Origin of the sequence: Thioclava pacifica DSM 10166 (assembly GCF_000714535.1) — a bacterium.
GTDB lineage: Bacteria > Pseudomonadota > Alphaproteobacteria > Rhodobacterales > Rhodobacteraceae > Thioclava > Thioclava pacifica.
Map to the genome: position 1 here is coordinate 151,564 of NZ_AUND01000040.1, position 15,074 is coordinate 166,637.

Sequence of the window (15,074 nt, forward strand, 5' to 3'; positions counted from 1 at the left end):
CCGCTCACTCGCCCCAGTTCAGCCGGATATCGTGGCGGTAGCGATATTGCGGCGGCAGTGTCGGCGCGGTGGCCTCGTCGATCTCGGCATGGACATTGGCAGGTGGCGTGACCGTCGCATCGCGCCCGAAGAGGAAGCTTTGCTCGGCCACGAGCACCCTATAAGCCTTGTTCAGCGCCAATGCGCGCTCGCGCGAGGGGGTGATGAGGTCATAGACCGTCTTGCCCGCCATCGCCTCGGTGTCGACGCGGCCATCGGGCGTGAACCAGCGCGCAATCATCTCGGTGTTGGAGCGGAATTCATCTCCGCCGCCGCTGCGCTCGAGATATTGCGCGATCTCGCCCATGCTCTCGCCCAGATTGGGCACGTCGCGCTGGCTGTGCAGGTCGATGTAGCCCCAGCCCTTCGCCCCGGTGATCTTGCGCGGGAAGGCCCAGGTCTGGTCGATATTCGCGCCCGTCGTGGTGTGGCAGCCACGGCAGAAGAACAGCTCCTCATTGGTCTGGCGGCGCAGGCGGCCTGTTTCATCCTCGATGAAGGCCAGGAGCGTCCAGCCCATGCCGTTATCCATCCCCTTGTCGCCAAGGTCGATATAGCGCGGCAGGTTCTCGTCGAGCTTTTCCTGACGTTCATTGCCATAGCGCGAGGCGATCTGCGGGATCGAGAGGGCGCGGGTTTTCACCATGTAGCGCAGTTCTTTCATGCGCGGCGGTGTGGTGATCGTGTCGTCCTCGCCAATCCCCACATAGCGCACGGAATGCAGAAACTCGGTGCCTTCGGGATAGAGCATCCGCTGCACGGGCTCATCCGAGGCCGCCCCGAGATAATCTGCGCGGCGTTTGATCGTGGCGGTTCGCCCGAGCGTCCCGTCGCCATCGAGATCCACGCCGAGCGCGGCTTCGTCCACCTCCGGCAGGCTGACCTCGTCGCGATCCTGAAAGGCCATTTCCAGCAGCGCGAGATTGGCGAAGTAGAGATCGCGGCTCTCGCGCCCGTCCGTGTCCGTATAGAACGGCGCGGGCAGGCGGATCAGCACGTCATCGGTCGAGCCGTTCGTAGGCCAGAAAGTCGAGGGCTGCGGTTTGTAATTGAACGCAACCCACCACGAGCCATCCCGCGCGAGTCCTTCCGCGTCGAAGGCGCCCGCGCCGTGGGCATAACCATCCAGATCCGGGATCCAGCCCTCGAAGCCTTCCGCGCGCAGACGTCCGGCCAGATCGGAATAATTGTCCTGTCCGATCCAGTCGAGGATCGCCGCATCCGAGATCGCCGCAACCTTGGCCGAACGGTCGATGAAGAGATTGGCGTAATGGTTGGTCATGCCCGCTTCCGAGAAGGCGTATTCCGCCTGCAACCCGCCGTCTTGCATGAAATTGGGGCGCTCCCGGTCGGTATTCGACTGGTGGCAGACATAGCAGGGATTATAGCGCCCCTCGATCTCGGTGTAGCATTGCGGCGGGATCGGGGCTTCGGGATTGTAGCGCCGTCCGGCCTCGGCGAGATCCTCGGAGGCGGGCCGCAGCGCCATCAGCGCGGCGGTGTCGAGCTTCGAGAGCGGTTGCGCGGCGGCCGCGAGCGGGGAGAGGGCGAGAAGCGCGCTCGCCAGACGATACAGCATGACAGTCTCGGGCAGGGGGAATGAAAACCGGGGGCAGGTCACGCCCGCCCCCGGCAGGGTCTTTCAGGCGTGGATTACATCGCGCTGCGATCGGGGGTGTAGAGCCACATCGCGTTGTTCTCGTGATGGCCGGTATCCTCACCGATCAGCACCTGACCCGAGGGCAGGACGACGATGTTGTCGGGGTTCGAGATCGCGTTCACGTCGCAGGCATTGGTTTCGGCGTTCTTGTCATACGCGCCACCCGCCACGGCCGGGATCATCGTCGCGACGTTATAGGCCGCGTCGAGCTTCATCTCGTAGACGACGCCGCACTTGTTCTCGGCCACCTGCACGTCGCCCTTGTCATCGGCCATGCCCTTGGCGACTTCCGACATCGCCATGTACATGTAGGGGACCGAGCCATCGGCCGCCGCGTCGAAGTTGATGTTCACGCCTTCCATCTTGCGGAATTCGGCGGTCGCACCCTTGGCCTTGGCGGCCTTACGGCTTTCGAGGAAGGCCGCGCGGTCGTCTTTCGCCTCGCCCTTCGCCCAGGCCGCGACCTCTTCGTCGGAGATGTAGGAGCTCTTGCCTTCGGCGTAATCGGCCTGGGTGATGCCGTCATAATCCGCGATCCATGCGGCGATATCGGCTTCGGTGCCATGGGCCAGCTCGATCCATTCGACATCGAACCCGCTTTCGGCCGCGGCGGTGCCCGGCGCGGTCTGCTGGGTCATCTTCGCGGCGTAGAGCGTGCCCGCCGAAAGATCGCCCGCCTCGTCGGCGACGAATTTGAAGAACACGACATTGGTGCCGTCATCGGAGAGATAGACCGTCTTGCGATCGGGCATCACCACCGAGTTCTCATGCGAGAAGCGACCCATCGCGAAACGCTTGACCGGGGTGGCCTGACCGGCCGGATCGGCGATCTCGACGATGAAGCCGTAGCGGTAGGGGTTCGGATACTGGCCCAGATACTGCTCGAGCCCGGCCACGTCGCCGATCTCTTCGAAGTTCGGGTTGTTCCAGTCCGCGGTTTCGTCGAAATACAGTTCTTCCGAGCTCAGCGGGGTGTTCCAGGGCGAGAGCGTGCCGAAGCAGTTCACCCAGGTGCCGTGCACGGCCGAGAAGTCGAGCATCATCGCGTCATTGGCATCTGCGCTCCAGGTGCCGTCGGCCGCGCGCGACAGCTTCACCCGCGACATGCCGCCGGGACGGTCTTCCCAGTTGGTGAAGAGATAGCCCGCATCCTCGCCGGTCGCGACGAAGGCGTTGAAGTCGGGATCGTTCGACGAGAGGATCTCGCCCTTGGCATTGCTGATCTTGCCGATCTTGCCGAAGTCGCCTTCCTGCACCAGCACCTGATACTGGCCCAGCGAGGTCTTCACGACTTTCTTGTCATCGCCTTCGGGCACGACCGAGGCCTTCGCCTTGAAGTCCGCATTCGCGACGACGCCGATCGTCGCCTTGGCGAATTCGTTGCCCATGTCGTCGGCAGGGTGCTGGACGTTGAAGAACAGGTCGCCCTTTTCGAGGAACATGCCGGTGATCTCGCCGCCCAGCGGCACGGTGACCACGCGGGTGAGGTTCTCGGCCAGAACCGGCGTGCTCAGCGCGGTCGACAGGACGAGCGAGGAAAGAAGAGTGGATTTCATGATGCGGCTCCCAGAGTTAACGCTACGGGGGTCCTTAGGGGGCGATTGTATCGGATTTCTCACGAACTGATAACAGAACTGTGAAACACGTCTGAGCGGGAATCGCGCGTGCCGAAATGTGCGAAGTTGAGCCTTTCGGCACGCTCAGATCGTGGAGTCGTGGCCGATCGCGAAAGGCTGGCGGACCGTTTCACGTCACAAACCGACGAAATCTCCTCGCATGGTTCGCGCCGTTCAGGCGGGTCTGGGGATGGTCTCTCGGAAATGCGACCGGGGTGGTCGCGTGATGGCGTGTCCCAATGAATTGAAGTTAAAAGAAAAAAGTCCCTGCGGGGCGAAGATCCGGCACACGAGAAACTGCGTGTGACCCTGCAAATTATCACGCCCATTCACCGCTTCGCGATTGTTGCATGGCTGTCAGAAAACGCGCCCAAACCGTCAGGCAACGAAACGGGGTGCTCTCGTTTCGGCGTGAAATGACAGACAACGAGGATCGTTATCCCATGTTAAAATCCCGTCTTTCCCTCACCGCCGTGATCGCCGGTGCCACGCTGGTCTCGGCTGTCGCGGCGCAGGCTGGCGACATCTCGGGCGCCGGCGCGACCTTCCCCTATCCGATCTATTCGGACTGGGCGAAAACCTACAAGGACAAGACCGGCACCGGCCTCAACTACCAGGCCATCGGCTCGGGCGGCGGCATCAAGCAGATCGAAGCGCGCACCGTGACCTTCGGCGCCTCCGACAAGCCACTGGGTGGCGACGAGCTGAAGGCCAACACGCTGGTTCAGTTCCCGACCGTGATGGGCGGCATCGTCCCGGTCGTGAATATCGACGGCATCAAGCCGGGCGAGCTGGTGCTCGACGGGGAGACGCTGGCGAAGATCTACGAGGGCAAGATCACCAAGTGGAACGATCCGGCCATCGCCAAGCTCAATGAAGGCGTGAAGCTGCCCGACGCAGCGATCGCCGTTGTCCACCGTTCGGACGGATCGGGCACCACCTTCAACTACACCTACTACCTCGCCTCGGTCGATCAGGGCTGGAAGGACGATATCGGCGTCTCGACCGCTGTCGAATGGCCGGTGGGTCTGGGTGCCAAGGGCAACCAGGGCGTGGCCGCGAATGTCGGCCAGACGAAGAACTCGATCGGCTATGTCGAATATGCCTACGCGCTGCAAAACAAGATGACCTACACGGACATGATCAACAAGGACGGCAAGCGCGTGGCGCCGAAAGCGGACGCTTTCGCGGCGGCTGCGGCCAATGCCGACTGGTCGAGCCAGCCGGGCTTCGGCGTGATCCTCGCCAACCAGCCGGGTGCGGGCACCTGGCCGATGACGGCGGCGACCTTCATCCTGATGCATTCGGATGCCAAAGACGGCGCGGCCTCTGCCGAAGCGCTCAAGTTCTTCGACTGGGCTTACGCGAATGGCGGTGAGGCTGCCGCGAAGCTCGACTACATCCCGATGCCGGCCTCGGTGGTCGCGCAGATCAAGGCGGAATGGACGCAGATCAAGGGCAAGGACGGCGCCTCGGTCTGGGCGATGAACAACTGAGTGTACGATCCCACGCGTGATCTCGGGAGGGCTGCTTCGGCGGCCCTCCCTTTGCCCATTTTGAAGGGAGCACAGAATGAGCGTCGTGACTGAGTTCGAAACCGGCCCGCGCGCGACCAACCCGGTGGCACGATCCGACCGGGTTTTCGGCACGCTGACCTTCGCCGCCGCGGTGGTGGTGCTGCTGACCCTGCTGGGCGTGTTCGTCTCGCTGGCAATGGGTGCCTGGCCCGCTTTCCAGAAATTCGGGATCGGCTTTCTCTACACCGCGAAATGGAACCCGGTGACCGACAAGTTCGGCGCGCTGGCCCCGCTTTACGGAACCGTCGTGACCTCGGTGATCGCGATGCTGATCGCTGTGCCGGTGGGGCTCGGGATCGCGATCTTCCTGACCGAGACCTGCCCGCGCATCCTCCGCCGCCCGCTGGGGATCGCGATCGAGCTGCTCGCGGGCATCCCCTCGATCATCTACGGGATCTGGGGGCTCTTCGTCTTCGCGCCCTTCATGCAATCGGTGGTGCAGCCCGCGCTGATCGATACGCTCGGGCAAGTGCCGCTGATCGGCACGCTGTTCTCGGGCGCGCCCTACGGGATCGGGATGCTGACCGCCGGGCTGATCCTCGCGATGATGGTGCTGCCCTTCATCGCCTCGCTGGCGCGCGATATCTTCCTGACCGTGCCCGACATGCTGCGCGAGAGCGCCTACGGGCTGGGCATGACCCGCTGGGAGGTCAATCGCCATATCGTGATCCCGCATGTGCGCACGGCGCTGGTGGGGGGGATCATGCTGAGCCTTGGTCGGGCGCTTGGCGAGACGATGGCCGTGACCTTCGTGATCGGCAACGCACATCGGATTTCGGCCTCGATCCTGCAGCCGGGCACGACGATCTCGGCCGCCATCGCCAACGAGTTCACCGAGGCCACGACGCCGCTTTACACCGCATCGCTGATCGCGCTGGGGCTGGTGCTGTTCATCCTCACCTTCATCGTTCTGGCCGCCGCGCAATACATGCTGCGCCGGATGAAGCAGAAATCGGGAGTGTAAGCGATGGCCTCGATGACCCGCAGAAAAACCGTGAACGCGGTGATGATGACGCTGAGCACCGGGGCCGCGGGGCTGGGGCTCTTCGTGCTCGCCGTGATCCTGATCCACCTTGTCGCGAAGGGGGCGGGCGCGTTGAACCTTGCCGTTTTCACGCAGGACACACCCTCGCCGATGGAGGCGGGCGGCTTGCGCAACGCGATTGTCGGCTCGCTGGTGATGAGCGCGATCGCGGTGGCGATCGGCACGCCTATCGGCATCCTCGCAGGGACTTACATGGCGGAATACGGACGGTTCTCGAAGCTGACCAAGCTCATCCGCTTCGTGAATGACATCCTGCTGTCGGCGCCTTCGATCATCGTCGGCCTGTTTGTCTATCAGCTACTCGTCGTCAGCCTCGGGCATTTCTCGGCGCTGGCAGGCGCGGTGGCACTGGCGATCCTCGTGATCCCGATCGTGGTGCGCACCACCGAGGACATGCTGCTGCTGGTGCCCGATCAGCTGCGCGAGGCAGGGCTTGCGATGGGCGCGCCGCGCTGGGTGGTAATCCGCACCATTGCCTACAAGGCCGCCCGCGCGGGCATGGTGACGGGCGTGTTGCTCGCCATCGCGCGGATCTCGGGCGAGACCGCGCCGCTGCTGTTCACGGCGCTGTCGAACAACTTCTTCAGCCTCAATCTTACGCAGCCGATGGCCTCGCTGCCGATCACCATCTTCCAATTCGCGCTGTCGCCTTACGACAACTGGCAGGCCCTCGCCTGGGCCGGCGCGCTTCTCATCACCGTCGCGGTGCTGGCGCTCTCGATCATCGCCCGCCTCGTCACCTCCCGAAAGGAGAAAGCCTGATGGACACCCTGACCCGCGAGCGTTCGCCGCTGAGCTTCGAAGGCATCGACCCGGCGCCCAAGCCGCGCATCTCGATCCGCAATCTCGAGTTCTTCTACGGCAAGACCCGCGCGCTGAAAGGCATCGACCTCGACCTGCCGGAAAACCGCGTGACCGCTTTCATCGGGCCGTCGGGCTGCGGGAAATCGACCCTGCTGCGGGTGCTGAACCGGATGTATGACCTCTATCCGAACCAGACCGCGACGGGCGAGGTGCTGCTCGATGGCGAGAATATCCTCGCGCGTGGCACAGACCTGAACCGGCTGCGCACCAAGGTCGGCATGGTGTTCCAGAAGCCCACGCCTTTTCCGATGACGATCCACGAGAACATCGCCTTTGGTCTGCGGCTGATGGGCACCGTGAAATCCGAGATCGACGACCGGATCGAGGCGGCGCTGCGCGGGGCCGCACTCTGGGAAGAGGTGAAGGACAAGCTGCAAGCCTCGGGGCAGTCGCTGTCGGGCGGTCAGCAGCAGCGCCTGTGCATCGCGCGCACGATCGCGGTGGAGCCCGAGGTGATTTTGCTGGACGAACCGGCTTCGGCGCTTGACCCGATCTCGACGGGCAAGATCGAGGAGACGATCCATCAGCTCAAGGAGCGATTCACCATCGCCATTGTCACCCATAACATGCAGCAGGCAAGCCGCGTCAGCGACCGCACCGCCTTCATGTATCTGGGCGAGCTGATCGAGGCTGGAGAGACGGCGCAGATCTTCACCCGCCCGCGCGAGGAGCGGACCTCGGATTACATCACCGGGCGCTTCGGCTGATCTGAGCCGGGCAGGGGGCGCATCTCGCGCCCCCGCGCGTTATTCGGCGACGCAATCGGCGAAATAGAGGGTCTCGCCATCCGGGCCGGTTTCGACCACGAGCCCGTGAATATCGGTCTCGAAACCAGGGCATTCGCGGGCGAACTCGCGGTTGAAGCGCAGGTAATCCACGATCTTCGCGTTGAACACCTCGCCCGGAATCAGAAGCGGGATCCCCGGCGGATAGGGGGTGACGAGGCTCGTCGTGATGCGGCCTTCGAGCTCGTCGATCGGCACGCGTTGGGTCTTGCGGCGCGCGATATGCGAGAAGGCCTCGGAGGGCGTCATCGCGGGCAGATGGTCGGAGAGGTAAATCTCGGTCGACAGCCGCGCCACGTCGTATTTCGCGTAAAGCGAATGGACGTGCTGGCTGAGATCCTTCAGCCCCATCCGCTCGTAACGCGAGAACTTGGCGGAAAACTCCGGCATGACGCGCCAGAGCGGCTGGTTCTTGTCGTAATCATCCTTGAACTGCTGGAGCGCGGCCAGAAGCGTGTTCCAGCGGCCTTTGGTGATGCCGATCGTGAACAGGATGAAGAAGCTGTAGAGCCCGGTCTTCTCGACCACCACACCATGCTCGGCGAGGTATTTCGACACGATCGAGGCGGGGATGCCGGTCTCGTCGAAGCGGCCCTCGATATCGAGGCCGGGCGTGATGATCGTGGCCTTGATCGGGTCGAGCATGTTGAAGCCCGGCGCCATGTCGCCAAAGCCGTGCCAGCTGTCCGAGCCGGTGGGTTCGACGCCCTCGGCATCGGTCTTCTTGAGCACCCAGTCGCGGGTCTCGGCCATGCCATCGCCATCGGAGCGGAAATCGGTCGGGCCCCAGACCTGGAACCACCAGTCTTCGGGACCGTATTCCTCCTCGACCTTCACCATCGCGCGGCGGAAATCGAGCGCCTCGACGATGCTTTCCTCCACGAGTGCAGTGCCGCCCGGAGGCTCCATCATCGCCGCCGCCACATCGCAGCTCGCGATGATCGAGTATTGCGGGCTGGTCGAGGTGTGCATCAGGTAGCTCTCGTTGAAGAGATGCCGGTCGAGTTTCGCCTCCTGACTGTCCTGCACGAGCACGTGGCTCGCCTGAGAAATCCCGGCGAGCAGCTTGTGCACCGATTGCGTCGCATAGGTGATCGATTGCTTGGTGCGTCCGCGCTTGCGGCCCATCGCGTGATACTGGCCGTAGAACGGGTGGAAGGCGGCGTGCGGCAGCCAGGCCTCGTCGAAATGCAGGTTGTCGATCCAGCCGTCGAGCAGCCCCTTGATCACCTCGGTGTTGTAGAGGACGCCGTCATAGGTCGATTGCGTCAGCGTCATGATCCGCGGGCGCACCGTGTCGGCGTCATAATCCTTCAGAAGGGGGTTTGCGCGGATTTTCTCGCGGATCGAATCCGGTTCGAATTCCGAACGCTGGATCGGGCCGATGATGCCCCAATGGTTGCGCGTGGGCTTCAGGAAGACCGGGATCGCGCCGCACATGATGATCGAATGGAGGATCGACTTGTGGCAGTTGCGGTCCACCACGACCACGTCGCCGGGGGCCACCGTGTGGTGCCAGACCATCTTGTTCGAGGTCGAGGTGCCATTGGTCACGAAGAAGCAATGGTCCGAATTGAAAATCCGCGCGGCGTTGCGCTCGGAGGCACCGATGGCACCGTTGTGATCGAGAAGCTGGCCCAGTTCCTCGACCGCGTTGCACACATCCGCGCGCAGCATGTTCTCGCCGTAGAACTGGTGATACATCTGCCCGATCGGCGATTTCAGGAAGGCCACGCCCCCCGAATGGCCCGGGCAGTGCCAGGAATAGGAACCGTCCTCGGCATAATCGAGAAGCTGCTTGAAGAAGGGCGGCTGGATTCCCTCGAGATAGCTTTTCGCCTCGCGGATGATGTGCTTGGCGACGAATTCGGGCGTATCCTCGAACATGTGGATGAAGCCGTGCAGCTCGCGCAGGATATCGTTGGGCAGGTGGCGCGAGGTCTTGGTCTCGCCATGCAGGAAGATCGGCACATCGGCGTTCTTCCAGCGCACTTCCTCGATGAAGGCGCGCAGCTTCTCGACCGCCGGATCCAGTTCGGGGCCGGCCGAGAATTCCTCGTCATCAATCGCCAGCACGAAGGCCGAGGCGCGGCTTTGCTGCTGGGCGAATTGCGAGAGATCTCCGTAGCTCGTGACGCCGAGAACCTCGAACCCTTCGGCCTCTATGGCCTGGGCGAGGGCGCGGATGCCGAGCCCCGAGGTGTTCTCGGAACGGAAATCCTCGTCGATGATGACAATGGGGAAGCGGAATTTCATCGGGCGTCCTTTCTCGAAAGCGTCCGGTTGCTTCGTACATCTCAGTCCGAAGCGGGCCACGTCAAGGCCCATGCCTCGAATTAAGGGGCGGTGCAAGGCGCTGTGAAGGCGCGTGCGCGAGGGTGGCGGTGTATCGCCGCAGGCGGTTGTCTTGAGATCACATGCCCGCTCGGCTCTGCCCTGTCGCGGTCCCACGATTGCGCGCATTTCCTTCGTTGCGCCGCCACGCTAGGGTCGCACCCGGGATGGAGGAAAGGAACCGCGATGCGAAACGGGGGACAGCTTCTCGTCGATTGTCTGGTCGCGCTCGGGGCGCGCAAGGCGTTCGGGGTGCCGGGGGAAAGCTATCTGGCGGTGCTCGATGCGCTGCATGACACGCACGGGGTGCTCGATTACGTGCTCTGCCGTCAGGAAGGTGGGGCCAGTTTCATGGCCGCAGCCTATGGCAAGCTGACGGGCCAGCCGGGCCTGTGCATGGTCACGCGCGGCCCCGGTGCCACCAATGCCGCGATCGGCGTGCATACGGCGATGCAGGATTCCGCGCCGATGATCCTCTTCGTGGGGCAGGTCGGCACCGACATGAAGGGGCGCGAGGCGTTTCAGGAGCTCGATTACCGTGCCGTCTTCGGCACGATGGTGAAATGGGCGGTGGAGATCGACCGGGTCGAGCGCATTCCCGAAATCCTGGCCCGCGCCTGGAGCACGGCGATCTCGGGGCGTCCCGGTCCGGTCGTGGTGGCGCTGCCCGAGGATATGCTGACCTCGATAACGGATGCGGCCCCGCTGCGCGGCCCCGTGACGGTTTCCGAACCCCATCCCGATCCGGCGGCGATGGGGCGCCTGCGCGAGATGCTGACAGGGGCCGAACGCCCGCTCATCCTCTATGGCGGGTGCAACTGGAAAGGCTCGGCCACGCGCCCGATCCAGCGCTTTGCGGAAAGCTCGGATATCCCGGTCGTTTCGGTCTTCCGTTATCAGGACCAGTTCGACAACCACTCGCCGAGTTTCTGCGGCGAGGCCGGTGTCGGGATGATGCCCCATGTGAAGGCGCTGATCCGCGAGGCCGATGTGATCCTCGCGATCAACGCCCGCTTCGGCGAAAACTCGACCGATGGTTACACTCTGCTCGACGTGCCGCAGCCCCGGCAAAGGCTGATCCATGTGCATGGCTCGGAGCACGAGATCGGCAAGATCTATTGCCCGGAGCTGGCGATCCAGTCCGGGCCGAACGCCTTTGCCGAGGCGCTCGGGGCGCTCGCCCCGGTTGAGGGCGCATGGGGGGCGTGGCGCGCCGAGGGGCGCGCGGCCTATGAGGCGGGGTTCGAACTGTCCGATCTGCCCTCGCCGGTCGATATGGGCAAGGTCTGCGCCCATCTGCGCGCAACGCTGCCCGAGGACATGATCGTCACCAATGGCGCGGGCAATTTCGCGATCTGGTCGGGGCGGTTTCTCAAATTCGGGCCCGAGGCGCGGCTCCTTGCGCCGCAATCGGGGGCGATGGGCTATGGCGTGCCCGCCGCGATTGCCGCGAAGCTGGTCCATCCCGAAAGAACGGTGCTGTGTTTCGCGGGCGACGGTGATTTCCAGATGACCTCGCAGGAGCTTGCCAGCGCCGCGCAGGCCGGGGCGCAACCGATCATTCTCGTGCTCAACAATGGCATCTACGGGACGATCCGTGCCCATCAGGAGCGCAATTATCCCACGCGGGTTTCGGGCACCGAGATGACCGCCAATCCCGATTTCGCGGCGCTCGCGCGGGCCTATGGCTTTCATGGCGAGCGGGTCGAGCGCACCGAGGATTTCGCGGCGGCCTTCGAGCGGGCCTTGGGATCATCGACGGGAGCCGTGCTCGATCTGGTGATATCGCCCGAGGCGCTGACCCCGCGTCAGACGCTTTCGCAGATGCGCGAGGGGGCACTGGCGGCCGGCAAGGGACGCTGAGCGCGGCTCAGCGCCGTGCGAGGATGAACCACTCGCCGATATTCTCACGGTTGACATAGCCGATGAACCGGCCGTGATCCCCGATCACGGCGACCGCCGGAACATGACGCCCTGACATCGCCTCGAGCACCGCCTGAAGCGGCGCGGTCGAGGGCAGGGCGGGCAGGCCGGTCAGCATGTGGTCCGCGACACGCTCGGCGCGGTGTTCGGGCTCGGGGAAAGCCATCACCTCGGCGCGGGTCAGGAACCCCAGGAAGGCCCCGTCCGGCCCCAGCACCGGGAATTCGGATTGCGTTGTGCGCAAGATCAGCCGCGCGGCGTCCTCGAGGCTGTCCTCGGGCGACAGGCTCGCAAAAGCCGTGATCATCGCATCGCGGGCACGTGCTCCGCGCGCGCGTCCGCGCATCGTGACATCGGCGCTTTCCGCCCCGCCCGCAAAATAGATGAAGACCGCGATCAGCACGAGGATCGGGCTCGATTGCATCACCCCCCAGAGCCCGAGCGCGAATGACAGTACCCGCCCGACCTGCGCGGCGATCTGCGTGGCCTTCACCCGGTCCATGAACAGCGCCAGCACCGCGCGGAACACCCTCCCGCCATCCATCGGAAAAGCGGGGATCATGTTGAAGGCCACGAGGAACAGGTTGACGAGAGCAAGCTGCCCCCAGAAATCCTGCGCAAGGCTGTCGAGCGATTGCAGATCGGCGATTTGCCCGCGCACGCCGATCAGCACCGTGAGCACGATCCAGATCACGATATTGACCGCCGGACCCGCCACCGCGATCAGGATCTCTTGTCTGGGGTTTTCGGGGATGCGTTCGAGCCGCGCCAGCCCGCCGATCGGCAGAAGCGTGATATCCGGAGTCTTGACCCCGAACCGCGCCGCCATCGTGGCATGGCCCAGCTCATGCAGCATCACGCAGGCGAAGACCGAAATGATGAAGAGCATGTTCACCAGTGCCGATTGGGCGCCCTCGGCCATCCATGCGCCCACCATGATCCAGGCAAGCAACAGGAAGAACGTGACATGCACCCGCAACTCGGTGCCGCGAACTCTGCCGATGGGAAAGGACCAGCTCATTTCCGTCCTCCGTTCTGCCTGATGCCGTTGTGGCCAGAGGAGGGCACGATTGCTTGCGAGGTGCAAGCCCTGCGGAAAGCGGTGCTGTTTACGCTTGAGCCAGATGGTGTTGCTTGACCGCGCTGAAATTGGCCGGGTCTGCCACCACTTGACTGGATACGCCGTGCGGGTGCACTCGACCCCCGCACGGCGTTTATGCGCTTAGTCGGCGATCGAGCCCTCGTCGTCGCGCCGTGCGTGCATCCGCGCCTTCACGAAACGCCCGAGGAAAAGGGGGAGGATGAAGCCCACGATCGCGACCGTCCAGAGGCCGATCGCCAGCGGGCTGCCCACCAGCACCGAGTAATCCCCGTTCGAAATCGTGACGGCACGGCGCAGGTTGTTCTCCATCGTGTTGCCCAGCAGCGTCCCGAGAATGATCGGCACCAGTGGCACGTCGAGCTTGCGCAAGACCCATCCCATCAGGCCGAAACCGATCATCACCAGCAGGTCGAAGCTCGATCCGGAGATGCCATAGATCCCGACGAACGAGACCATCGCAACGATCGGCATCAAGATGCGCGGCGGGATCATCAGCACGCGGGTGAACAGGCCAACCATCGGGATATTCATCGCCAGCAGCATGAAATTCGCGATGAAGAGCGCCGCGATCAGGCCCCAGACCACATCGGGGTTGTTCTGGAACAGCAAGGGGCCGGGCGTGATGTTGAGCGAGAGCAGCACCGCAAGCAGCACCGCGGTCGTGCCCGATCCCGGCACGCCGAGCGCCAGCATCGGCACCAGTGCGCCCCCTGCGGCCGCGTTGTTGCCCGCCTCGGGCGCGGCCACGCCACGCGGGTCGCCGGTGCCGAAGGTGCCCTTGCGATCGACCAGCTTCTTTTCCATCGAATAGGAGATGAACGAGCCGAGCGAGGCCCCGGCACCGGGCAGCACGCCCGCGATGAAACCGAGGAAGGACGAGCGCAGCATCGTCGGCGTGGTCTCTTTCACCATCTTCCAGGGCGGGGTGAGTCGCCCGACCGAGACCTTGGCCCCCGAAGCGCTGGATTCACCGTGACGATGCTCGAGGAAGATGAACACCTCCGAGAGCGCGAAGAGGCCGACGATGGCCACAAGGAAATCCAGGCCGTCATAGAGGTGAACCTCGCCGAAGGTCAGGCGTGGCACGCCGGTCTGGGTATCGACCCCGATCACCGCAAGGCCGAGGCCCAGCATTGCGGCGAAAGCGGATTTCGCCTGATTGGTCGAGGAGACCCCGCCCAGCGTCGCGAAGGCCAGCGCGAACAGGGCGAAATACTCGGCCGGCCCGAAAAGGAGCGCGAATTTCACCAGTTGCGGGGCCAGCAGGATCAGCCCCCAGGTCGCGATGAAGGCGCCGACGAAACTGGCGATACCCGAGAGCGAGAGCGCCTCGCCCGCCATGCCTTTCTTGGCCATCGGATAGCCGTCGAGGCAGGTCATCATCGCTGGCTCGTCGCCGGGGATGTTGAGCAGGATCGAGCTGATCCGCCCGCCATACATCGCCCCGTAATACACGCTCGTCAGCAAGATCAGCGAGGGCGTGGCGCCAAGGCCCAGCGTGAAGGCGAGCGGGATCAGGATCGCGACCCCGTTTGAGGGGCCAAGCCCCGGCAGCGCGCCCATCATGGTGCCGAGGAACGTGCCGAGGAGCGCCAGCAGCAGGTTCTCGAAGGTCAGCGCGGTCTGGAAACCGTCGGCAAGAGAAATCAGGGTATCCATCATGTCACCTCAGAAACCGAAGGGGCCGCTGGCCAGCGACAGGCCAAGAACGAGTTTGAAGATCACGTAGATGCCGATCGACGTGGCCACGCCGACCACGAGCGATTGCAGCGGCCGCGTTCCAAGACGCCAGGTCAGGTAGGCTGCCGCGAAGGCGGTCGCGATCAGGAAGCCCGCGATGGGCAGGAATTCGGCATAGAGGATCATCACCACCGCTGCCGCGAGGATCTCGGCCAACCGTGCGAGGCCCGGCCAGACCGGGTCGGGATCGGGCTTGAGCAGGATTGCAAGCGACGAAAGCCCCAGGATCACCGCGATCACCAGGGGGAAGGTTTTCGGACCGACCGCATCGGACAGAAAGCTTTCCTGAATTTGCAGCGTGGCCCAGGCGTAGAACAGCGCGAGGCACAGCCCCACCGCGCCGAAGATGCGATCACTCATGATCCCCTCCCGAAGAAAACGACCGCGCG

General features: G+C 64.0%; 11 protein-coding genes. 5 read left to right on the top strand and 6 right to left on the bottom strand.

The features are described 5' to 3' along the window. Window positions 1-4: 4 nt before the first annotated feature. Window positions 5-1,618: a hypothetical protein gene (locus TP2_RS16550; RefSeq protein ID WP_051692778.1), complete on the bottom strand. Its 1,614-nt coding sequence runs from the start codon at window positions 1,616-1,618 to the stop codon at window positions 5-7. A 74-nt stretch (window positions 1,619-1,692) separates the two neighbouring features. Further along, entirely contained in the window at window positions 1,693-3,255 is a 1,563-nt protein-coding gene (locus TP2_RS16555; RefSeq protein WP_038079744.1) for a PhoX family protein, read from the bottom strand. 503 nt (window positions 3,256-3,758) lie between these two features. On the opposite strand from TP2_RS16555, the gene pstS reads away from it, so the two are divergent. From pstS to pstB, 4 genes are all read left to right on the top strand, one after another. Next, entirely contained in the window at window positions 3,759-4,811 is a 1,053-nt protein-coding gene (gene pstS / locus TP2_RS16560) for a phosphate ABC transporter substrate-binding protein PstS (protein ID WP_051692780.1), read from the top strand. 76 nt (window positions 4,812-4,887) lie between these two features. Next, a complete protein-coding gene (gene pstC, locus TP2_RS16565; protein ID WP_084714415.1) occupies window positions 4,888-5,856 on the top strand; it encodes a phosphate ABC transporter permease subunit PstC in 969 nt (322 codons plus the stop codon). 12 nt (window positions 5,857-5,868) lie between these two features. After that, window positions 5,869-6,699 carry a phosphate ABC transporter permease PstA gene (pstA, locus tag TP2_RS16570; RefSeq protein WP_240473783.1) on the top strand — a complete coding sequence of 277 codons (831 nt, stop codon included), beginning with the start codon at window positions 5,869-5,871 and terminating at the stop codon, window positions 6,697-6,699. Then, the gene (gene pstB / locus TP2_RS16575) at window positions 6,699-7,508 is read left to right on the top strand and encodes a phosphate ABC transporter ATP-binding protein PstB (protein WP_084714417.1); all 810 of its coding nucleotides are present in this window, start codon (window positions 6,699-6,701) and stop codon (window positions 7,506-7,508) included. The genes pstA and pstB overlap by 1 nt, the downstream gene beginning before the upstream one ends. Before the next feature lie 39 nt (window positions 7,509-7,547). Here pstB and TP2_RS16580 read toward each other — a convergent pair whose 3' ends face one another. Continuing rightward, window positions 7,548-9,842, bottom strand: a complete 2,295-nt coding sequence (locus tag TP2_RS16580) for an arginine/lysine/ornithine decarboxylase (protein ID WP_038079748.1) — start codon at window positions 9,840-9,842, stop codon at window positions 7,548-7,550. A 264-nt stretch (window positions 9,843-10,106) separates the two neighbouring features. On the opposite strand from TP2_RS16580, the gene TP2_RS16585 reads away from it, so the two are divergent. Beyond that, a complete protein-coding gene (locus tag TP2_RS16585) occupies window positions 10,107-11,783 on the top strand; it encodes a thiamine pyrophosphate-binding protein (protein ID WP_038079751.1) in 1,677 nt (558 codons plus the stop codon). Between the two features lie 7 nt (window positions 11,784-11,790). Here TP2_RS16585 and TP2_RS16590 read toward each other — a convergent pair whose 3' ends face one another. The 3 genes from TP2_RS16590 to TP2_RS16600 all read right to left on the bottom strand — a co-directional run bounded on the left by TP2_RS16590 (window position 11,791) and on the right by TP2_RS16600 (window position 15,045). Next, entirely contained in the window at window positions 11,791-12,864 is a 1,074-nt protein-coding gene (locus tag TP2_RS16590) for a site-2 protease family protein (RefSeq protein ID WP_038079752.1), read from the bottom strand. A 201-nt stretch (window positions 12,865-13,065) separates the two neighbouring features. Next, window positions 13,066-14,604 (bottom strand): tripartite tricarboxylate transporter permease, encoded by a 1,539-nt coding sequence (locus tag TP2_RS16595; protein WP_038079754.1) that lies wholly within the window; start codon window positions 14,602-14,604, stop codon window positions 13,066-13,068. A gap of 9 nt (window positions 14,605-14,613) precedes the next feature. Beyond that, window positions 14,614-15,045, bottom strand: coding sequence for a tripartite tricarboxylate transporter TctB family protein (locus tag TP2_RS16600; RefSeq protein WP_038079756.1), 432 nt, complete (start codon window positions 15,043-15,045; stop codon window positions 14,614-14,616). Window positions 15,046-15,074: the final 29 nt, after the last annotated feature.